Annotated in this window: 21 protein-coding genes; 7 read left to right on the top strand and 14 right to left on the bottom strand. The window is 68.9% G+C overall.

Annotated elements, in window-relative coordinates:
* Positions 1-2 precede the first annotated feature (2 nt).
* A complete protein-coding gene (gene purF, locus ACPW96_RS16110; protein WP_425822025.1) occupies positions 3-1,463 on the bottom strand; it encodes an amidophosphoribosyltransferase in 1,461 nt (486 codons plus the stop codon).
* A gap of 6 nt (positions 1,464-1,469) precedes the next feature.
* Positions 1,470-2,675: a phosphoribosylformylglycinamidine cyclo-ligase gene (purM, locus tag ACPW96_RS16105; RefSeq protein WP_425884281.1), complete on the bottom strand. Its 1,206-nt coding sequence runs from the start codon at positions 2,673-2,675 to the stop codon at positions 1,470-1,472.
* Positions 2,676-2,747: 72 nt separating this feature from the next.
* On the opposite strand from purM, the gene ACPW96_RS16100 reads away from it, so the two are divergent.
* Positions 2,748-3,356 carry a zinc-binding alcohol dehydrogenase gene (locus ACPW96_RS16100; protein WP_425822029.1) on the top strand — a complete coding sequence of 203 codons (609 nt, stop codon included), beginning with the start codon at positions 2,748-2,750 and terminating at the stop codon, positions 3,354-3,356.
* A 105-nt stretch (positions 3,357-3,461) separates the two neighbouring features.
* On the opposite strand, the gene ACPW96_RS16095 is transcribed toward ACPW96_RS16100, so the two are convergent.
* Complete coding sequence (locus ACPW96_RS16095; protein ID WP_425822031.1) at positions 3,462-3,917, bottom strand: potassium transporter Trk; 456 nt, start codon at positions 3,915-3,917, stop codon at positions 3,462-3,464.
* 87 nt (positions 3,918-4,004) lie between these two features.
* Positions 4,005-4,373, bottom strand: coding sequence for a sterol carrier family protein (locus tag ACPW96_RS16090; RefSeq protein WP_425884280.1), 369 nt, complete (start codon positions 4,371-4,373; stop codon positions 4,005-4,007).
* Positions 4,374-4,462: 89 nt separating this feature from the next.
* Between ACPW96_RS16090 and purD the strand changes: the two genes are divergently transcribed.
* A complete protein-coding gene (purD, locus tag ACPW96_RS16085) occupies positions 4,463-5,731 on the top strand; it encodes a phosphoribosylamine--glycine ligase (RefSeq protein ID WP_425884278.1) in 1,269 nt (422 codons plus the stop codon).
* A gap of 6 nt (positions 5,732-5,737) precedes the next feature.
* Here the strand turns inward: purD and ACPW96_RS16080 are convergent, their stop codons facing one another.
* Together ACPW96_RS16080 and ACPW96_RS16075 are read right to left on the bottom strand one after the other, a co-directional pair.
* On the bottom strand, positions 5,738-7,276 hold the full coding sequence (locus tag ACPW96_RS16080) for a DHA2 family efflux MFS transporter permease subunit (RefSeq protein ID WP_425822037.1): 1,539 nt from the start codon (positions 7,274-7,276) through the stop codon (positions 5,738-5,740).
* On the bottom strand, positions 7,273-7,896 hold the full coding sequence (locus ACPW96_RS16075) for a PadR family transcriptional regulator (RefSeq protein ID WP_425884276.1): 624 nt from the start codon (positions 7,894-7,896) through the stop codon (positions 7,273-7,275). Before ACPW96_RS16075 ends, ACPW96_RS16080 begins: the two co-directional genes overlap by 4 nt.
* Before the next feature lie 139 nt (positions 7,897-8,035).
* On the opposite strand from ACPW96_RS16075, the gene ACPW96_RS16070 reads away from it, so the two are divergent.
* From ACPW96_RS16070 to ACPW96_RS16060, 3 genes are read left to right on the top strand one after another with little or no spacing between them, the layout of a single operon-like run.
* Positions 8,036-8,374 carry a TfoX/Sxy family protein gene (locus ACPW96_RS16070; RefSeq protein WP_425822041.1) on the top strand — a complete coding sequence of 113 codons (339 nt, stop codon included), beginning with the start codon at positions 8,036-8,038 and terminating at the stop codon, positions 8,372-8,374.
* A gap of 30 nt (positions 8,375-8,404) precedes the next feature.
* On the top strand, positions 8,405-9,370 hold the full coding sequence (locus ACPW96_RS16065) for a phosphoribosylaminoimidazolesuccinocarboxamide synthase (protein WP_425884274.1): 966 nt from the start codon (positions 8,405-8,407) through the stop codon (positions 9,368-9,370).
* 45 nt (positions 9,371-9,415) lie between these two features.
* A complete protein-coding gene (locus tag ACPW96_RS16060) occupies positions 9,416-10,297 on the top strand; it encodes a VOC family protein (protein ID WP_425884272.1) in 882 nt (293 codons plus the stop codon).
* A 130-nt stretch (positions 10,298-10,427) separates the two neighbouring features.
* Here the strand turns inward: ACPW96_RS16060 and ACPW96_RS16055 are convergent, their stop codons facing one another.
* The 7 genes from ACPW96_RS16055 to ACPW96_RS16025 form a co-directional block, all read right to left on the bottom strand.
* Positions 10,428-11,441 (bottom strand): LacI family DNA-binding transcriptional regulator, encoded by a 1,014-nt coding sequence (locus ACPW96_RS16055; protein WP_425822328.1) that lies wholly within the window; start codon positions 11,439-11,441, stop codon positions 10,428-10,430.
* 130 nt (positions 11,442-11,571) lie between these two features.
* Positions 11,572-11,796 carry a tautomerase family protein gene (locus ACPW96_RS16050; protein WP_425822047.1) on the bottom strand — a complete coding sequence of 75 codons (225 nt, stop codon included), beginning with the start codon at positions 11,794-11,796 and terminating at the stop codon, positions 11,572-11,574.
* A gap of 67 nt (positions 11,797-11,863) precedes the next feature.
* Positions 11,864-12,877: a LacI family DNA-binding transcriptional regulator gene (locus ACPW96_RS16045; protein WP_425822049.1), complete on the bottom strand. Its 1,014-nt coding sequence runs from the start codon at positions 12,875-12,877 to the stop codon at positions 11,864-11,866.
* 16 nt (positions 12,878-12,893) lie between these two features.
* Positions 12,894-14,393 (bottom strand): GH1 family beta-glucosidase, encoded by a 1,500-nt coding sequence (locus ACPW96_RS16040; RefSeq protein ID WP_425884270.1) that lies wholly within the window; start codon positions 14,391-14,393, stop codon positions 12,894-12,896.
* Positions 14,394-14,396: 3 nt separating this feature from the next.
* A complete protein-coding gene (locus ACPW96_RS16035; RefSeq protein WP_425884268.1) occupies positions 14,397-15,320 on the bottom strand; it encodes a carbohydrate ABC transporter permease in 924 nt (307 codons plus the stop codon).
* Positions 15,317-16,345, bottom strand: coding sequence for a carbohydrate ABC transporter permease (locus ACPW96_RS16030; protein ID WP_425822055.1), 1,029 nt, complete (start codon positions 16,343-16,345; stop codon positions 15,317-15,319). Before ACPW96_RS16030 ends, ACPW96_RS16035 begins: the two co-directional genes overlap by 4 nt.
* A 104-nt stretch (positions 16,346-16,449) precedes the next feature.
* A complete protein-coding gene (locus tag ACPW96_RS16025; RefSeq protein ID WP_425822057.1) occupies positions 16,450-17,730 on the bottom strand; it encodes an extracellular solute-binding protein in 1,281 nt (426 codons plus the stop codon).
* Positions 17,731-18,039: 309 nt separating this feature from the next.
* Here ACPW96_RS16025 and purS point away from each other — a divergent pair, with 309 nt between their 5' ends.
* On the top strand, positions 18,040-18,288 hold the full coding sequence (gene purS / locus ACPW96_RS16020; protein WP_425884266.1) for a phosphoribosylformylglycinamidine synthase subunit PurS: 249 nt from the start codon (positions 18,040-18,042) through the stop codon (positions 18,286-18,288).
* Entirely contained in the window at positions 18,285-18,992 is a 708-nt protein-coding gene (gene purQ / locus ACPW96_RS16015) for a phosphoribosylformylglycinamidine synthase subunit PurQ (RefSeq protein WP_425884265.1), read from the top strand. The genes purS and purQ overlap by 4 nt, the downstream gene beginning before the upstream one ends.
* 24 nt (positions 18,993-19,016) lie before the next feature.
* Here purQ and ACPW96_RS16010 read toward each other — a convergent pair whose 3' ends face one another.
* The gene (locus ACPW96_RS16010) at positions 19,017-19,448 is read right to left on the bottom strand and encodes a DUF1761 domain-containing protein (protein ID WP_425884263.1); all 432 of its coding nucleotides are present in this window, start codon (positions 19,446-19,448) and stop codon (positions 19,017-19,019) included.
* Position 19,449: the final 1 nt, after the last annotated feature.

Here is a 19,449-nt window from a genome sequence, read left to right as displayed (position 1 = left end):
CGTCACGACTGCTGGTTGCCCTCGACCCAGGCGAGGTACTCCTCCGACACGGTGCCCGTGACATAGCGGCCGTCGAAGCAGCTCATGTCGAGGTCGGTGATGTCGGAGCCCTCGAGGATCGCGTCGCGGAGGTCGTCGACCTCCTGGTACACCAGGTAGTCGGCTCCGAGCGCCTCGGCGATCTCGGGGATCGTGCGGTTGTGTGCGACCAGCTCGTGCCGGGAGGGCATGTTGATGCCGTAGACGTGCGGAAAGCGCACCGGCGGCGCGGCCGAGGCGAACGTGACGCTCTTGGCCCCGGCATCCCTCGCCATCTGGATGATCTGCTGGCTCGTGGTGCCGCGCACGATCGAGTCGTCGATCAGCAGGACGTTCTTGCCCTTGAACTCGCTCGACATCGCGTTCAGCTTCTGCCGAACGCTCGCCTTGCGCACCGCCTGCCCCGGCATGATGAAGGTGCGTCCGACGTAGCGGTTCTTGTAGAAGCCCTCCCGGTACTCGAGCCCCAGCTTGCGGGCGACCTGCATGGCGGCGGGGCGGGATGAGTCGGGGATCGGCATGACGACATCGATCGCACCGGGAGGGGTGTACTTCTCGATCGTGTCGGCGAGGCGCTCGCCCAGGCGCAACCGCGCCTCGTAGACCGAGATGCCGTTCATCTCCGAGTCCGGCCGGGCCAGGTAAACGTACTCGAAGGAGCACGGCGACAGCTGCGGGTTCGCGGCGCACTGGCGCGTGTGCAGGGCGCCGTCGACCGTGATGAAGACGGCCTCCCCGGGCATCACGTCGCGGACGACGTCGTAATCGCCGTTCTCGAGCACGAGCGACTCGGAGGCCACCATCCAGTCGTAGCCGCCGGCCTCGTTCTTGCGGGTGCCCAGGATCAGGGGGCGGATGCCGAAGGGGTCGCGGAACGCGAGCAGGCCGTAGCCCGAGATCAGGGCGATGGCGGCATAAGAGCCTTCGACGCGCTCGTGCACGCGGGTGACCGCCTCGAACACCGTCTCGGGTTCGAGGTCGAGGCCGGAGATCGAGGCCTGCAGCTCATTGGCCAGGACGTTCACGAGCAGCTCGGTGTCGGAGCTGGTGTTGAGGTGCCGGCGGTCCTTGTGGAAGAGCTCGTCGGTGAGCTCCCGCGTGTTCGTGAGGTTGCCGTTGTGCACCAGCACAATGCCGTACGGGGCGTTCACATAGAAGGGCTGCGCCTCTTCCTCGTTGCCTGCCGTGCCCTGCGTCGCGTATCGCACGTGACCGAGCCCGATGTTGCCGAGCAGCGCCCGCATGTCGCGGGTGCGGAATGCCTCGCGCACCATGCCCCGGGCCTTGGCCAGGTGGAAGATGCCGTGCCGCTCGGCCGTGGCGATGCCGGTCGAGTCCTGCCCGCGGTGCTGAAGGAGCAGGAGGGAGTCGTAGATCTCCTGGTTGACCGGGCCGTGTCCGACCATTCCGACGATGCCGCACATGGGTGTCTAGTTCGCTCCGTTGTGATCTGTGTCGTCTCGATACGTGCCCACCAGGCGCACCGCGCCGCCGTCGACACCCTTGGCGCCCTGCTCGAACTCTCCCTGCGGACGGGCGCCGCTGCGCACGATGCCGACCCGCCAGGCCGCGATGCCCTCCGGCGCGAGGGCAGATGCCGCGGCCTCTGCGCGGTCGGCGGCGACGACCGCGAGGAATCCGATGCCCAGATTCCACGTTCCCTCGCTCGACTCGAGCGAGGTGCCGCCCACATCCGACAGCACACGGAAGACGGGGCTCGGCGACCAGGTGGACCGATCGACCTCGGCCCAGGTGTCCTTGGGCAGCACGCGGGCGAGGTTGGCGGCGATGCCGCCGCCCGTGACATGACTGAGCGCGTGCACGCCGTCGCCCGCGCCGGGATCGGAGAGGAGACGCAGCAGCGGCGCGGTGTAGAGCCTGGTCGGCTCGAGGAGCGCCTCGCCCCACGTCGTGCCGAAGTCCGCGGCGAAGTCGCCGTACTGGATGCGTGCGCGGGTAACGATGTGCCGCACGAGCGAGTAGCCGTTCGAGTGCAGGCCGCTCGATGCGAGGGCGAGGATCGCGTCGCCGGACTCGACACGATGCGAGCCGAGCAGGGCGTCGGCCTCCACGACGCCCGTCGCGGCGCCGGCCATGTCGTAGTCGTTCGGGCCGAGCAGACCCGGGTGCTCCGCCGTCTCGCCGCCGATCAGCGCCGTGCCGGTCTCGCGGCAGGCGTCGGCGATGCCGCGCACGATGTCGGCGATCCGCTCGGGCACCACCTTGCCGCATGCGATGTAGTCGGTCATGAACAGGGGCCGGGCGCCCACCACCACGATGTCATCGACCACCATGCCGACCAGGTCCTGACCCACGGTGTCGTGCTTGTCGATCGCCTGGGCGATCGCGACCTTGGTGCCGACCCCGTCGGTCGAGGTCGCCAGCAACGGGCGACGGTAGGCGCGCAGCGCACTGGCGTCGAACATGCCCGCGAATCCGCCGACCCCGCCCTGCACCTCGGGACCGTGCGTCGAACGGACGGCGGACTTCATCAGCTCGACGGCGAGATCCCCCGCCGCGGTGTCGACTCCGGCCTCGGAATAAGTGGAACGGTGCGGGTTCGCCGCCGTCGACGAGAGGGCGACCGAAGATTCGGCCGGCGTGGAGAAGGAGGATGCGTGGGAGTCAGGTGCCACGCGCCCAGCCTACCCGTCGCTCGTGGGCACCGACCCGCGCTGGATGGGGGCGCGCAGTCGTAGAATCGAGGCATGACGGGCGGCGCGCCGGAGTGGCTGATTCGCGAGGACGCGAGCCAGCCCGTTCTGCTTGCCCTGTACCTGCGGCAGGTGCTCGGCATCCGCTCGCCCGACGAGCTCCCGCACCTGCGCGGCATCCCCTCGCGCGTCAACGACCGGACCGATGAGGCACAGGCCCTGCTCGAGCGCCAATGGCGGGAGTACTGGGCCATGACGGTCGAGCCGCAGGCGCATCCGTCATCCGTGCCGCTGGAGCTGGTGGAGGGCTTCGACACGCTCATCGCCCTCCCCCAGACCGGCTCCGAGGTGCTGCGCGAGGCCATCATCCCGCACGCGCCGGAGGGGCTGGCATACGCCCAGTCGGTGAACGCACGTTACACGAAGGATGCCGCGGCCAAGCCGGGTGTCTCGTACCGCGCCTACGCCAGCGCGATCGCCGTGCACGAGCGACAGGTGGGCCGCCGGGCGCACTCGTTCGAGCTGAACGTGCAGGTGCTCCCGCTGACTCAGCGCGGCGTGTGGTGGATCGGATCGCTGACGATCGCCGTCACAGACGGCCTACGGGGGGATGTCGTCGCGTTCGACGCCGCGATCCATCCGATCATCGCCGAGCTGGCGTAGCGGGCGCCGACGACCGGTAGCTGACGCCGAAGGGTTCTTGGCGGCCGTGCGGCTCTCGCGCTGGGCGTGGCTCGGGGATTCAGCGACCCGGCGCGTCCGGGGGTTTCAGCGACCCGGCGCGTCCGGGGGCGTCGTGGACGGCGCCGCGCTGGGCGCGCCGTCGTCGCGCCCGCCCAGCGGCGCGGGCTGGTCGACCTGGTTGAGCACCATCGGCTCCGGTTCGGGCTGGTCCTCGTACTGCACGGTCTCGTGGTCGACCACCACGGAGCGGGTGCGCCGGCGCAGGCTGCGGTCGAGCACCAGAGCGACGATCCCGCCGAGCAGCGCGCCGATGCTGCCCAGGATGAGGGCGAGGAAGCCGAACACCTGGCCCTCGGAGAAGACGACGTTAGTGAGGTCGCTCGGCGAGGACGTGCCGTCGTACGCGAACGTGAGGATCAGCGCGACCAGCACCCCCACGAGCGCTCCGAGCACCAGGAACGCCCCGTAGCGCGGGCTTCGGCGCACGCGACCGCCGATGATCTCATCGCTTGTGGTCGGGCGCTGGTCTGGGTTGGACATGGCTCCATTCTCCCACCGCCCGGGGCCACCGGACCGGCGGGTTCTGCGTCGTGGACAGCGGGTTTCCGGGGGCGCGGGCCGCTGCGTTCAGGGGCGCAGCGGCAGTAGCCCCGACACGTCGGCCCGCACACCGGATGCCACGATGCGGCCGGCAGCCGCGGCATCCACCCACCTCTCCCGCCCCGTCGCGAGGGCGATCCACGTCGCAGCGTCGGTCTCGACGACGTTCGGCGGGGTGCCCCGCGTGTGCCGGGGACCCTGCACGACCTGCACCGCGCCGAAGGGCGGCACGCGCACCTCGACGCTGTTGCCAGGCGCCTTCTCCACGAGCAGCTGCAGCAGGTAGCGCACCGCCGTCGCCAGCTCGGTGCGGCCCGGCTTCGCGTCCGCGGCGATGGCGGCCTCGACGGCGGCGAGCGCGGCGCGCCCCTCGTCGACGTCGATCTTCTTCGGCACTCCTCCACGCTACGCGCACGGTGTCGCCGCCGTGCGGACCACGGGTGCGCACCCCAGGGCGCCAGGAGCGCCGCCGGTAGGCTGGCGGGGTGAGAATCCTGGTCCTCGGTTCCGGTGCCCGCGAGCACGCCATCATCCTGGCCCTTCGCGGCGAGGACGCGCCGCACGAGATCTACGCGGCACCAGGCAACGCGGGGATCGCGGGCGACGCCGAGATCGTCGCCCTCGATCCGCTCGACCCCGTCGCCGTCACGAACTACGCCAATGACGCCAGCATCGACCTCGTCGTGATCGGACCGGAGGCCCCGCTCGTCGCCGGCGTCGCCGACGCGCTGCGAGAGCGAGGCATCCCGGTCTTCGGTCCGGGCCGGGCGGCCGCCCAGCTGGAGGGCTCGAAGGCCTTCGCGAAACGGATCATGGATGCCGCCCGCGTCCCCACCGGCCGCGCCGCACACGCGTACACCCGCCAGCAGGTGGAGGCCGCGCTCGATGACCTCGGGGCCCCGCACGTCGTGAAGGCCGACGGCCTCGCGGCCGGCAAGGGCGTGATCGTCACGAGCGAGCGCGCCGCGGCCCTGGCACACGCCGAGGGCTACCTGTCCACCGGTCCGGTGCTGATCGAGGAGTTCCTCGAGGGGCCGGAGGTCTCCCTCTTCTTCGTCAGCGACGGCGACACCGTGCGCGCGCTCTCCCCCGCGCAGGACTTCAAGCGGGCGCTCGACGGCGACCAGGGCCCCAACACGGGCGGCATGGGCGCGTACTCACCACTCCCGTGGCTGACCGAGCGGTTCGGGGGCGAGGACGCCTTCGTCGAGCTCGTCACGAACGAGGTCGCCCTGCCGGTCGTGCGGCAGATGGATGCCGAGGGAACGCCGTTCATCGGCCTGCTCTACGCAGGACTCATCCTGACCGACGCCGGTATCAAGGTCATCGAGTTCAATGCGCGCTTCGGCGATCCAGAGACCCAGGTCGTGCTCCCGCGGCTCGTCTCGCCGCTCTCGGACCTGCTGGCAGCCGCGGCATCCGGCCACCTCGAAGACGTCCCCCAGCCCGGCTTCGCCGAGGCCACCGCCGTGACCGTGGTGCTCGCGAGCGAGGGCTACCCTGAGGCGCCTGTCACCGGGCGCCCGATCCGCGGACTGGACGCCGCGGCCGCGGTCGAGGGTGTGCACATCGCACACGCCGCGACCGCAGCATCCGGCGACGAGCTGATCGCCACCGGCGGACGCGTGCTGAGCGTCGTCGGCCTCGGCACCACGTTCGAGGAGTCCCGCGCGCGCGCCTACCGCGCGATCGCGCAGGTCGAGCTCGAGGGTTCGCACTACCGCACCGACATCGCCGCGGGCGTCGCGGAATAGCGCGGGCTACCTCGCCGCTTCGGCCTCCGCCTCGGCGGCATGCCAATCGGCCGTCGCGGTCGAGGTGTTCGGCCGCTGAATGAACAGCACGGCCACCAGGCCGACGAGCAGCGCGGATGCCGGAAGCAGGATCGCCTGCGCCATCGCGGTCGAGAACCCCTCGACCACGAACGCCGGTAGCTGTCCCCCCGTCCCGAAGTCCCCGCCCGAGGATCCCGCACCAGGCAGGTTCGCCTCGAGACGGCTCTGCATGAACGCCGCGATCGCCGCCGAGCCGATCACCGAGCCGACCGTGCGCGTCGTGTTGTAGATGCCCGCACCCGCACCGGCCTGGTGCATCGGAAGGTTGCGCGTCGCGGTCGTGGCGAGCGGACCCCACATGCCCGCGTTGCCGATGCCCATCATCGCGGAGGGCAGAAGGAACATCCAGATCGGTGCGTCGGTGGCCATCAGGCTCGAGTACCAGAAGAGCGAACCCGCGACGAACAGCAGACCAGGCACCAGCAGGAACCGCGGATCGGTGCGGTCGAGCAGCTTCCCCGCGAAGGGCGCGAGCACTCCTGAGAGCAGGGCCATGGGGATCAGCAGCAGAGCCGACTGGGTCGGCGTCAGCCCCCGCGCGAGCTGGATGTAGAACATGAGCGGCAGCGACATGCTGGTGACCGTGAAGCCGACGGCGGCGATCGCGATGTTGGCCACCCCGAAGTTGCGGTCCTTGAAGAGCGGGAGCGGGACGAGCGGCTCGTTCTTGGTGCGCGCCTGCGTCCAGATGAAGATGCCCATCACGATGACCCCGGCGATGATCACTCCCCAGACCGTGATCGGTCCCCAGATCACTCCCCAGTCGTAGTGCTCGCCCTCCTGCAGACCGAAGACGATGAGGAACAGGCCGATCGCGCTGAGGAAGACGCCCACGATGTCGAACCGATGCGGGCTGGTGGGAAGGTCGGGCACCAGCATCCATGCCAGAACGAAGGCGATCACGCCGACCGGGATGTTGATGAAGAAGATCCACGCCCATCCGAAGCCGTCGACCAGCAGGCCACCTGCGAGCGGGCCTACCAGCGTCGCGACGCCGGCGGTGGCTCCCCAGAGGCCCATGGCCGCACCGCGGCGGTTCGGGGGGAAGGTGCGCGTGATGACCGCCATGGTCTGCGGGGTCATCAGGGCGGCGCCGAGGCCCTGCACCGCGCGGGCGGCGATCAGCATCTCGAGCGAGCCGGAGAGTCCGCACCACAGCGACGCGAGCGTGAAGACCGTCAGGCCGATCAGGTAGATCCGCTTGGGCCCGAAGCGGTCGCCGAGGCGACCCGTGATGAGCAGCGGCACGGCGTAGGCGAGCAGATACGCGCTCGTCACCCACACTACGTTGTCGAGATTGTTCGTCTCCGGGTCGAGGGCCGCCTTGATGGCCGGGTTCGCCACCGAGACGATCGTCGTGTCGACGAGGATCATGAAGAACCCGATGACGAGGGCCCAGAGAGCAGGCCACGGGCTGCGGGCGGAGGTGGCGGATGCCGCCGGTGCTGAATTCTGTTCGGTCACTTGGTGTGCTCCCAGGAGCTGTGGATGCCGACCGCTGAGGGGTCGGGATGGATGTCTGGCCAGGCCGCCGAATCGGCGGTGAGGTGTTCGAGGGCGGACGCCGTCCAGGAGGCGTCGGCGCGGGTGAGGTCGGCGCGGCGATCGGCCTCGAGGTGGAATGCGAAGGGGATCCCCTTGGCATGGGCGCGGTCGAGCAGGGCGCGCAGCTCGCTCTCATCGGCGCGGAGCCGCGCCAGTCGGGCCCGCAGGATGTCGACGGCCTCATCGAAGGCGAGGTTGTGCGCCTCGGCGAGGGCGATCGCGAACTCCTGCGGCGTGGCGGGCGCCGCGAGATGCGTCCGAACCCAGCGGACGATCGCCTCGTGGCCCTCCTGGGTCAGTGCGTAGAGCGTTCGCTCCGGGCGGTTGCCGTCCCGCCCCGTGGAGTGGACTTCCGCGAGCCCGAGCTCCGCGAGCCTCGCGACCGTGTGATAGAACGAGCCCGGCTTGATCGTGAGCACGGCGTCCTTGCCGCGGAGTCGCAGCAGCTGAAGCATCTCGTACGGATGCATCGGCCGCTCCTCGAGGAGCGCCAGCGCGGTCACCGCGAGCGGCGTGAGGGATCGCGCTCTCTTCGACACGCTTCACGCCCTCTCGTTCTTCGGATGCTCGCCGGCCAGTCCCGCTGGATTAGTCCAGATTGAATATACCACGCGGGTGTCGGAGCCGGGCGGGATCCGTCACTGGACCCGCACCCCGCCACCGCCCTACCGTGAGGACATGACCGCCGATGAAAGGGCCCGCGGGCGCGAGGTCTTCGATCCGCTCGCCGAGTCGTTCCTCGCAGAGCCCGGCGTCGACATCGGCCGCATGTTCGGCACCGACGGCCTGCGGGTGCGGGGCAAGATCTTTGCGTTCGTCAACTCGGACGGGGGGCTCACCGTCAAGGTGCCCGAGGCGCGGGCGTCGGAGCTAGTGACCGACGGCGCAGCCGTCCGCATGGTCATGCGCGAACGGGAGATGCGGGAGTGGGTCAGCCTGTCTCCGGACGCCGGGGAAGAGCGATGGGCAGCGCTCATGGGCGAGGCGTTCGCCTACCTCGACTCCATCACGCCGTGAGGCGCCCGGACGCGCCGGGATAATGGTGGGGTGAGCTCCCCCCTGAATCTGTCCGGCTGGCGGCACGTCTACTCCGGCAAGGTCCGCGATCTCTACAGGCCGGTCGACCTTTCGACGGGCTCAGGAATCGGTGCCGCCGGCGGCACGCAGATTCCCGAGGACCGGATGCTCGTCGTGGCGAGCGATCGCGTCAGCGCGTTCGACCACGTGCTCTCGCCCGGCATCCCGGGCAAGGGCGAGCTGCTCACGACCCTGAGCCTGTGGTGGTTCGACCGTCTGGCCGGCGGGGACGGCGGTCGCCGCATCCCGAACCACCTCGTCGCCGACCACACCCTTGGCGCCGACGACGAGCCGCACAGCCTGATCCCGGACGAGGTATCGGGGCGGGCGATGGTGGTGCGCAGCCTCGACATGCTCCCGATCGAGTGCGTCGTGCGCGGCTACCTGACCGGCAGCGGGTGGGCCGAGTACCGCGAGAGCGGCACGGTCTGCGGCATCCCTCTGCCCGGCGGGCTCGAGGACGGCGATCGGCTTCCCGAGCCCCTCTACACCCCGGCGTTCAAAGCGCCGATGGGTGAGCACGACGAGAACATCTCGTATGAGCGCACCGTCGAGCTGGTCGGCGAAGATGCCGCCGCCGCCCTGCGCGATCGGTCCCTCGAGATCTACGCACGGGCGGCCACGACCGCCGAGGCGCACGGCCTGATCCTCGCCGACACGAAGTTCGAGTTCGGGACGGATGCCGACGGCACGCTGACCCTCGCCGACGAGGTGCTCACGAGCGACTCCTCCCGGTATTGGGATGCCGCCGCCTGGGCGGGAGGCGAGACACCCAAGGCCCGCATGGCGAGCTTCGACAAGCAGATCGTGCGCGATTGGCTGGTCGCCCACTGGGACAAGCACGGGACCCCGCCCGACCTGCCTGCGGAGATCATCGAGCGCACAGCGGACCGCTATCGCGAGCTGCTCGAGCGCCTGACGGGCGGGTCGCACTAGGCGACCGGAGGAATTCGCTCAGCATCCCCGACGTTACCTATGCATATGCATGAGAACTCCGACGCGCATGCCGAGCGTCTTGCCGACGCCACCGCCATGGGTGCGGTGACGCTGCTCGTCGCCGACCTCGACGGCATGAAGCGCTTTTACCGCGACGTCGTGACGCTGCAGGTGCTCGATGAGGGACCGGACGCCGTCACCCTCGGCCGTGCAGGTCGCCCGCTCGTCATCCTCCAGCACGAGCCCTCGCTCCGGCACGCGCCCGCGGGAAGCGCCGGGCTCTTCCACACGGCGATCCTCTTCGAGACGCAACAGGCGCTGGCCGCGGCCCTGTACTCGGTCGCGCGGCACGCGCCGCAGACTTTCACCGGCAGCGCCGACCATCTCGTCAGCCAGGCATTCTATTTCACCGACCCCGAGGGCAACGGCATCGAGCTGTACTGGGATCGCGAACGCACCGCCTGGTCGTGGACGCACGGGCAGGTCGAGATGGCGACCCTCTACCTCGACCCGAGCATCTTCCTCGGTGAGCACCTCGGCGAGGCGGCGGCGAACGGCTCGACGGTGGCGGATGCGGCATCCATCGGTCACGTGCACCTCTCGGTCGGCGACGTGAAGACGGCATACGAGTTCTACGTCGACCGGCTGGGATTCGACAAGACGCTGGACTACGGCGGGCAGGCGCTGTTCGTCAGCGCGGGCGGATACCACCACCACATGGCGATGAACGTCTGGAACTCCCGCGGCGCCGGTCCCCGGATGCCGGCCCTCGGCCTCGGGCGGGTCGACCTGGTGCTTCCGGATGCCGATTCCCTGGGCGCACTCGGAGAGCGCCTCGCACACTACGGCACACCCATTCGCGACGACGGCCACAGCCTCAGCTTCGACGACCCCTGGAACAACGCGCTGCACGCAACGGTCGCTTGAGACCCTCCGCAGCAGGATGAGGGAAGGTCGCCGCAGCAGGATGAGGGAAGGTCGCTGAGCCCGTCGAAGCGTCGATCGCGGCGGACGCGACCCTTCGACAAGCTCAGGGACCGGAGCTCGGGGACCGGAGTCAGGCGCTGTCGCGAACGACCAGTTCGGCGCCCATCATCGTGACCCGAGGCGGGTCGCCGCCGCCGAGCAGAGACAGCAGCACGTCCGTCATTCTGGCGCCCTGCGACAGCGTCGGCTGGCGCATCGTCGTGAGCCGCGGCGCCACGGTCGTCGCGACGGGGGAGTCATCGAAGCCGATGATCGCCACGTCGTCCGGCACGCGCAGTCCCTCGACGGCGAGGGCGCTCATGGCACCGCGAGCCATCAGGTCGCTCGCCACGAAGATCGCGTCGGGCACGCGGCCGGTGGCGAGGATGCGCCTCATCGCGGCCAGACCCCCTTCGGCGGTGAAGTCGCCGTCCTCGACGGGGCCCTCGGCTACGCCGACGGCCCGGAGCGCCTCCCGCCAGCCGCGGAGCCGGTCGATTCCCGGGGGCATGTCGAGGGGTCCGGTGATCGTCGCGATGCGCCGATGCCCCTTGCCGATGAGATACTCCGTTGCGTCCCGAGCGCCCTGCACGTTGTCGATGTCCACGTAGTAGTCCCCCGCGTGCTCTCGCAGGGGCCGTCCGCCGTAGACGACCGGCATGGCCGTCGCGATGCTGTCGATGAACGTGTCGCTCGTGTGGTGCGACACCACGATGGCCCCGTCGACGTTGCCGCCCAGCAGATAGCCGGTCATCTTGGCGCCCGGGTCATCCGACGCGATGAAGAGGGTGAAGATGTAGTCGGACTCCTCGAGCCGCGAGCTGACCCCGGCCACGATCGACGCGAAGTACGGATCGCTGAAGAAGCGTGTGGTGTCCTCGGCTACAACCAGCGCGATCGTGTAGGTCTGCCTGCCGGCCAGCGAGCGCGCGGCCCGGTTGGGGACGAAGCCGAGTTCGCGGATCGCCGCCTTCACGGCGGCAGCCGCGGACGGGCTCACGGCGGTCGAGCCGTTCACGACACGCGATACCGTGGAGCGCGACACACCGGCGGCGACGGCGACGTCCTCGATCGTCGCGGCGGCGTGGACCGCCTCGGTCTTCATCGTCACCCCCCGTGTGCGAGATCGAGCGCGCTCATATCGACATCACCGAAGGCAACGGCACATCGATGGAGCGTTCCGCGATGCTGCGACCATACTCCAGGCCGCCGTCCTTTCTCGCGCGCTGCTGGTCTCAGATGCGCCCGAACCTGCCCACGACCTCGGCGCGCGACGGGTCCTCGCTGGAGAACACGCCCCCGTTCGCGACATGGTCTGCCTCGATCTCTGTGAACACGATCCGCACGTCCTGAGCCCGGGCGCCCAGCAGGTCGACGGCGTTGCGCGTCACCTCTTGGGCGAAGGCGCGACGCTGGTCGAGGGTGCGGCCGGTCAGCAGTTCGACGGTGATGTTCGGCATCGGCTCTCCTCAGGGGACGGATCCACAGGTCAGTGGATCAGGGGCCCACTCTAGCCAGCGCCGATGCTCAGGCGCTGTCGCGGACGACCAGCTCCGTGTCCATGATCGTGACGTGCGGCGGGTTGCCGCCGCCGAGCAGGCTCAGCAGCACGTCGGTCATGACCGCTCCCTGCGACAGGGACGGCTGGCGCATCGTCGTGAGCCGCGGCGTCAGAGTGGTGGCGACAGGGGAATCGTCGAACCCGATGATCGCCACGTCGTCGGGCACATGCATCCCCTCGGCCGCGAGCGCCGCGATGGCACCGCGTGCCATCAGGTCGCTCGCCACGAAGATCGCATCCGGAAGCTCGCCCTGCTGCAGGATGCGGCGCATGGCTTCTGCGCCTCCGTCGGCGGTGAAGTTGCCGTCGACCGCCTGCCCCTCTTCGAGCCCCGCCGCGGCGAGCGCGTCGCGCCACCCCTGGTGACGGTCGATGCCCGCCGGCATGTCGTGCGGACCGGTGATGGTCGCGATGCGGCGGTGGCCCTTGCGGATGAGGTAGTCGGTCGCGTCGCGGCCGCCCCTCACATTGTCGACATCGACGTAGTAGTCGCCTGGCCGCTCGTGCACGGGGCGGCCGCCGTAGACCACCGGCACGGCCGCTGCGATGCGCTCGATGAACGTGTCGCTCGTGTGGTGGGAGACGACCACCGCACCGTCGGCGTTCCCCCCGAGCAGGTAGCTCGTCGTCTTGTCGCCCGGGTCGTCCGAGGCGATGAACAGGCTGAGGATGTAGTCGGACCGGCTGAGGCGCGAGCTGATGCCGGTGACGATCGACGCGAAGAACGGGTCGCCGAAGAACCGCGTGGTGTCCTCGGGCACCACCAGCGCGATCGTGTGCGTCTGCCTGCTTGCGAGCGAGCGCGCGGCGCGGTTCGGCACGTAATTCAGCGCGCCGATCGCGGCCTTCACCGCCGCCACCGCAGAGGGGCTGACGGCCGTGGAGCCGTTGACGACGCGGGAGACCGTCGAACGCGACACACCGGCGGCGGCGGCGACCTCTTCGATCGTCGCCGGCCCGTGTCGTGCCTCGGTTTTCATACGGTCCCCCCGCGCGTCAGACGTTCGCGGGAGACGGCGACGATACAGCGCTCGGGATGTCGATCGCCCGCTCCGCGATGATGCGACGATACTCCAGGCCGCTGTCCTTGAGGGTGCGCTCCTGCGTCGCGTAGTCGACGCGCACGATGCCGAACCGCTTCTCGTAGCCCCACGCCCACTCGAAATTGTCGAGGAGCGACCAGTAGAAGTAGCCGCGCACGTCGACGCCCTGTTCGATGGCGTCGAGGATGGCTGCCACGTGCACCCGCACGAACTCGGTGCGCTCGCGATCGTGCACGCGGAGCTCGCCGCCCTCCCGGACGAGCTCGTCGTCGTAGGCCGCGCCGTTCTCGGTGACGAAGAGCTTCACCCCGGCAGGGCCCGAGTACTCTTCCTGCACGCGCAGGAGCAGTTGGGTGAGGCCCGCGGGCTGCACCTCCCAGCCCATGCTGGTGCGTGCGAGTCCTCGCTCGTGCGGGTGGATGTCAGCCACGATCGGGTACGGCGACGCACCCGGCCGGTCAGTGGGCGCGTCCCCGCGCACCGGCGGGTTCTGCGGCGCGTGCCCGCTGACGAAGTCGCCGTGGTAGTAGTTCACGCCGAGGCTGTCGATGGGCGTCGAGATGGTGTCGAGGTCGCCAGGACGGATGGCGGCGCGGAGCGCGTCATCCGCCACCTCGTCGTAGATGTCGGCGGGATAGGCGCCCCGGAAGATCGGGTCGAGGAACCAGCGGTTGAACTGACCGTCGATCAGGCGCGCGGCGTTCACATCCGCCGGGTCGGCCGGGTCCGCCGGCTCGGCCACCGTGAGGTTCAGCGTGATGCCGAGGTCGAGCGACGCGTCGCGCTTGCGCAGCTCGCTCACCGTCATCCCGTGCCCGAGCAGCAGGTGATGCGATGCCCGGAGCCCGTCGCTGACGCTGTACCGTCCCGGCGCATGCAGCCCGGCGGTGTAGCTCAGGAACGACGAGCACCACGGCTCATTGAGCGTCGTCCAGACGTTGACGCGATCGCCGAGCGCGTCGTGCATCGTGAGCGCGTACTCCGTGAACAGCTCGGCCGACTCGCGCACGGCCCAGCCGCCTCGCTCCTCGAGCGCCTGCGGCATGTCCCAGTGATACAGCGTGAGCCACGGCATGATGTCGGCGTCGAGCAGCTCGTCGACCAGGCGCTTGTAGAAGTCCACACCCTTCGGGTTGACGGCTCCGGCGTCGGGACGCACGCGCGACCAGGAGGTCGAGAAGCGGTACGTCTGCAGTCCCATGCTCTTCATCAGGGCGACATCGTCGCGGTACCGGTGGTAGTGGTCGCAGGCCACATCGCCGTTGTCGGCGTTGATGACCGCACCGGGAACCCGGGAGAAGGCGTCCCAGATCGATGCGGTGCGGCCGTCCTCGAACGCGGCGCCTTCGATCTGGTACGCCGCCGTGGCGGCTCCGAACAGGAAGTTCTCGGGGAATGGGCGGGTGGGGGTCTCGGGCATGCGCGCGAGGTCCTCTCTCGTCAGGATCGTCATGCGTCAGCCCTTCACCGCGCCGGCCATGATGCCGCTCACGAGCTGCTTGCCGGCGAAGGCGAACAGGATGAGGAGCGGGATCGTTGCGAGCAGCACTCCGGCGAGCACGATGGAGTAGTCGATGAAGTAGTTGCCCTGCAGCAGCGACAGAGCCACCGGAAGCGTGGGGCTCTGACGGTCGAGCACGATGAAGGGCCAGAAGAACTGGTTCCACGCCCCGACGAAGGTGAACAGGAACAGCATGGCCGCTGCCGGGCGGGCGGCGACCACGCCGACCGTCCAGAACGTGCGGAGCATCGAGGCGCCGTCGACGCGTGCGGCCTCGATGAGCTCGTCCGGGACGGTCTGGCTGAGGTACTGCGTCATCCAGAACACTCCGAACGCGCTGGTGAGGGCGGGCACGATGATGGCACCGATCTGACCCGTCCAGCCGAGGTCGGAGAACAGGATGTAGAGGGGCACGACGCCGAGCTGCATGGGCACGGCCATGGTCGCCACCACGAACGCGAGCAGCCACTTGCCGCCCTTGAAGTGCAGCTTCGCGAAGGCCCATCCGGCGAGTGTGGAGAAGACGACGACGGATGCTGCGATGAGCGTCGAGCTGAAGATGGAGTTCCACAGGGCGACCCAGAAGTTGACCGCCGAATCGTTGACGACCGACAGGGCGTTGGCGATGAAGTTGCCGCCGGGGATCCAGGACATGTTCGGATCGTTGATCGTCGAGGCGGTGCCCGAGCCGATCAGGAACGACCAGTAGTAGGGGAAGATGGCGGATACCGCGACGACGCCGAGGCCGATGTAGACCCAGGTGCCCGCGCGGATGCCGCGGATCCTGGTCGTGCGCTCCGCGCGACGGCGACGGCGACGACCGTCGTTCGGCAGGTTCTCTTCGATGATCGCGAGAGGGGGCGTGCTGACGGCACTCATGACTGGACTCCCTTCCGACGGCGGCGGTTGCGGACGACGCCGCGGCCGCCGTCATCACGCACCATGCGCCGAGTGATGAGCAGATTGATCAAGCCGATGACCAGGATGATGATGAACAGGATCCACGCGAGCGCGGCTGCTCGGCCGAAGTTGAACTGGCCCCAGCCGATGTTGTAGAGGTACAGCGTGATCGTGAGCCACTGCTGGGCGGCTCCGCCTTCACCGGTGTTGTCGAACATGCGGGGCTCGTCGAAGATCTGCAGGCCGCCGATCGTCGCGGTGATGACCACGAAGATCAAGGTGGGGCGCAGCGAGGGGAGCGTGATGCTCACGAACTGGCGGAAGGCGTTCGCGCCATCCACCGTCGCCGCCTCGTAGTACTCGCGCGGCACGGCCTGCATCGCGGCGAGGAGGATGAGGGCGTTGTACCCCGTCCAGCGGAAGTTGACCATCGTCGCGATCGCGATGTGGCTCCAGAACGGGTCCGTGTGCCAGGGGATGGGGGACAACCCGATGTCGGTCAGGACGTTGTTCACGAGACCGTGGTTGTCGCCGAACATGTTGCTGAAGATGAGGGAGACGGCGACCGGGGCCATCACGTACGGCAGGAGAACGCTCATGCGCCAGAACGTCTTGGCGCGGATGTTGCGATCGAGCATCGCGGCGATGAAGACCGCGAGCACCAGCTGCGGGATGGTCGAGAGCAGGAAGATGCTGAAGGTGTTGCGCAGGGCGGTCCAGAACTTGGGGTCGTTCAGGATCCAGATGTACTGCTCGAAGCCGACGAACGTGCCCGAATTGCGCACGAGGTCCCATTCCTGGAACGAGATGACGGCGGTGAACACGATCGGGAAGAGCCCGATGATCGCGAAGAGGACGAAGAAGGGGGCGATGTAGACGTAGGGGGAGTACTTGAAGTCCCACCTGCTCAGCTTGTTTCCGAACGACAGGCCGCTCTTCGGCTGCTTGTCCGGAAGGGTGCGCGGCTTCGGTGTCGTCCTCGCGCGGGTTTCGGTCGCGGTCACGTGAGTCTCCGTATCGTCGGGTCTCTGGGGCGAAAGCATCGGGGATGGGCGGGTGAGAACGATGCGGGCCGCGCCGCGTGGCGCGGCCCGCAAGGTTCGGATCGCTAGAAGGCCTCGACCTCGGCGACGTAGGTGTCCCACGAGGTCTGCTGGTCCTCGGTGCCGTCGAACACCCGGTTCACCGCGTTCTGGAGAGCGTCGTGGTACTTGTAGTAGTTCGCGCTCTTGTACGGCAGAACCGTCACGGCCTCGGCGCGGTCGGCACCGATGGCACCGGTGGGCGCGTCCTGGAAGTACGGGTTGGTGTAGTCCGTGAGCTTCGGGTTCTCGTACGCGTCGACCTGGCTCGGGAAGGTTCCGACGTTCAGGAAGGCCTCGACCTGCGTCTCCGGAGCGGAGAGCCAGTCAGCGAGCTCCTGCGCAGCGGCCACGTTCTTTCCGTTGGCCGGGACGGTCAGGTACGACCCACCCCAGTTGCCACCGCCGTTGGGGAAGACGTTGGCGATGTTCCAGCCCTCCACCTCGGGGGCGGTGCCGGAGATGATCCCCTGCATCCACGCGGGGCAGAGGAGCGTGGCGAACTCCCCGTTGGCCATGGAAGCGTTCCAGTCGTCGCCCCACTGCTTCGAGTACTTCGAGTTCGGCACGGCGCGTTCGATGACGGTGTTGTACGCCTCCTCGATCTCCGGGTTGGTCGTCGCGATGACCTTGCCGTCGGGCTCGTCGTAGGTGTACTCCATCTGGTTGACGATGCCCTGCAGCACGGAGTTCGCCGCGTCGATCATCGCCTTGCCGGTTGCGGCCTTGTACTGGTCGGCGACGTCGAAGTAGTTGTTCCAGTCGCCGGTGAACAGCGCCTCCACGTCTGCGGGGGCGCTCGGCAGACCGGCGGCCTCGAACAGATCCGCGCGGTAGCAGATCGCCTGAGGACCGATGTCGGTGCCGTAGCCGATCAGGTTGCCGTCGGGGTCGGTCGCCGCGGCCTCCTTCCAGTCCAGCCAGCGGCCCTTCAGCTCGTCGGGCACGGGAGCCAGCAGGTCGGAGTACTGCATAGCCTCGGCGAGCCAGTCGACCTCGACGGCCTCGATGTCGGCGAGGCCCTCCTTGCCGAGCTTCTGGAAGAAGTTCTTGCGGGCGTCGCTGGATTCGGCCGCCTTGTTGTGGACGATGGTCACGTTCGGGTGCTCGTCCATGTACTTCTGGAGGAACTCTTCGGTGTAGCCGAAGTTGTTGAACGTCGCGATCGTGAGGGTGATCTCCTCGTCGGGATCGGCGGATGCCTGGCCCCCGCCGCCGCTTCCGCCGGCGCAGCCGGCGAGGACGAGGGCGGTGGTGGATGCGGCGGCCAGAACGATGCCGGCCCTCCGCAGTGCGGGTGAATTCACTGTCACTCCTTTGTGGTGTCAGGGTGTTTTTTGCGCAGTGGTGCATGTGGCGGTGCTGCCGATGACGACGGACTGCCCGGCGCGATCCACTCCCCGAACTTCTTCCGTGGGAGCGCTCTCACGACCTTGTGGGGACTCTATGGGACCGCTCCCACGAAAGTCAAGGGAGCGCTCCCATCCGCATCGTCACGGTTATGTCACAGCGGTTGACCTGCTGCCGGAGCGAGGGAGATGACCGGGGCGCCGCGGCGCCCGGAGTGCGGCGGATAGACTGGGAGGAACGCCCGCCCGCGACATCCGGAGCCCTCCATGCCCACCATCGTCGTCGACGTCATGCCCAAGGCCGAACTGCTCGACCCCCAGGGGAAGGCCGTCTCCGGCGCGCTGACCCGGCTCGGAGTCGACACCTTCTCGGGGGTGCGCATCGGCAAGCGCTTCGAACTCACCGTCGAGGGGGAGGTCGGAGAAGACGTGCTCGCGCAAGCACGCCGGATCGCCGATGACATCTTGTCGAACTCCGTTATCGAGGACGTGGTGAACATCGAGGTGGTCGAGTGACCGCGCGCATCGGCGTCATCACCTTTCCCGGGTCGCTCGATGACCGCGACGCGCAGCGCGCGATCCGCGTCGCCGGGGCCGAGCCGGTCGCGCTGTGGCACGGCTCGCACGACCTCGAGGGCGTCGACGCGCTCGTGCTGCCCGGTGGCTTCAGCTACGGCGACTACCTGCGGGCGGGTGCGATCGCCGCGCACGCGCCGATCATGAGCGAGGTGTCGGATGCCGCGGCGAAGGGCATGCCCATCCTCGGGATCTGCAACGGCTTCCAGATGCTCGTCGAGGCGCATCTGCTGCCGGGCGGTCTCATCCGCAACGCGCACCAGCAGTTCATCCGCCGTGACCAGCGCCTGCGCGTCGAGAACTCCTCGACCGCGTGGACCTCGGACTTCGCGGACGGCCAGGAGATCGTCATCCCCTTGAAGAACGCCGATGGCGGGTATATCGCCGCGGAGTCGGAGCTCGACCGCCTCGAGGGCGAGGGGCTCGTCGCCTTCCGCTACCTCGGGGTCAACCCGAACGGATCGCTGCGCGACATCGCCGGCCTCTCCAACGAACGGGGCAACGTCGTGGGGCTCATGCCCCACCCCGAGCACGCCGTGGAGGAGGGCTTCGGCCCGAACACCCGCGAGGCGATGCGCTCGGGAACCGACGGCATCGGTTTCTTCACGTCGGCCGTCGCCGCGGTCGTCGGTGCCGCGGCCTGACCCGCAGAACCGCCGGGTGCGGCGCTAGACCGTTCCGGCCGGCGGCCAGACGCCGATGATCACCGCCATGAGAAGCACGGTGACGAGTTCGTGGGCGATGTTGAGGACCGTCAGCGACGACGGGCGGCCCTCGAACGCGTCGTGGGTGATGAAGCGGGCCGCGGTGAACCCCGCCCACAGGGCCACCGCCGTGGCGATCGCGGTCCACAGGTATCCGCCGCCGTAGAAGTGCCATGCGATCGCGGTCGCACCGGCGAGGACCCACGCCGTCACGAAACTCACGAGCACCGTGACCACGATGGGCAGCACCGCGGATGCCCCCGGTCGATTCATGTCGACGTCGGCGAGCTTCGCCCAGCGCGTTCCGAACACCTTCGGCGTGTACCAGATCGTGCCGACGACCATGCTCGATGCGGTCGCGATCAGCACCGCCCAGTAGTTGATCTCGGGAACCATG

The organism is Micromonospora sp. DT81.3 (assembly GCF_049847225.1).
Lineage (GTDB): Bacteria > Actinomycetota > Actinomycetes > Actinomycetales > Microbacteriaceae > Microbacterium.
Note: the sequence above shows the minus strand (reverse complement) of the source record. Positions and strands in the feature narration are given on the sequence as shown.

Excerpts from the sequence above, each read along its gene's own strand:
- purF (WP_425822025.1), bottom strand. The coding sequence starts at position 1,463 with ATGTGCGGCATCGTCGGAATGGTCGGACACGGCCCGGTCAACCAGGAG.
- ACPW96_RS16100 (WP_425822029.1), top strand. The coding sequence starts at position 2,748 with ATGACGGGCGGCGCGCCGGAGTGGCTGATTCGCGAGGACGCGAGCCAG.
- ACPW96_RS16095 (WP_425822031.1), bottom strand. The coding sequence starts at position 3,917 with ATGTCCAACCCAGACCAGCGCCCGACCACAAGCGATGAGATCATCGGC.
- ACPW96_RS16070 (WP_425822041.1), top strand. The coding sequence starts at position 8,036 with ATGACCGCCGATGAAAGGGCCCGCGGGCGCGAGGTCTTCGATCCGCTC.
- ACPW96_RS16060 (WP_425884272.1), top strand. The coding sequence starts at position 9,416 with ATGCATGAGAACTCCGACGCGCATGCCGAGCGTCTTGCCGACGCCACC.
- ACPW96_RS16055 (WP_425822328.1), bottom strand. The coding sequence starts at position 11,441 with ATGAAGACCGAGGCGGTCCACGCCGCCGCGACGATCGAGGACGTCGCC.
- ACPW96_RS16050 (WP_425822047.1), bottom strand. The coding sequence starts at position 11,796 with ATGCCGAACATCACCGTCGAACTGCTGACCGGCCGCACCCTCGACCAG.
- ACPW96_RS16045 (WP_425822049.1), bottom strand. The coding sequence starts at position 12,877 with ATGAAAACCGAGGCACGACACGGGCCGGCGACGATCGAAGAGGTCGCC.
- ACPW96_RS16040 (WP_425884270.1), bottom strand. The coding sequence starts at position 14,393 with ATGACGATCCTGACGAGAGAGGACCTCGCGCGCATGCCCGAGACCCCC.
- ACPW96_RS16035 (WP_425884268.1), bottom strand. The coding sequence starts at position 15,320 with ATGAGTGCCGTCAGCACGCCCCCTCTCGCGATCATCGAAGAGAACCTG.
- purS (WP_425884266.1), top strand. The coding sequence starts at position 18,040 with ATGCCCACCATCGTCGTCGACGTCATGCCCAAGGCCGAACTGCTCGAC.
- ACPW96_RS16010 (WP_425884263.1), bottom strand. The coding sequence starts at position 19,448 with ATGGTTCCCGAGATCAACTACTGGGCGGTGCTGATCGCGACCGCATCG.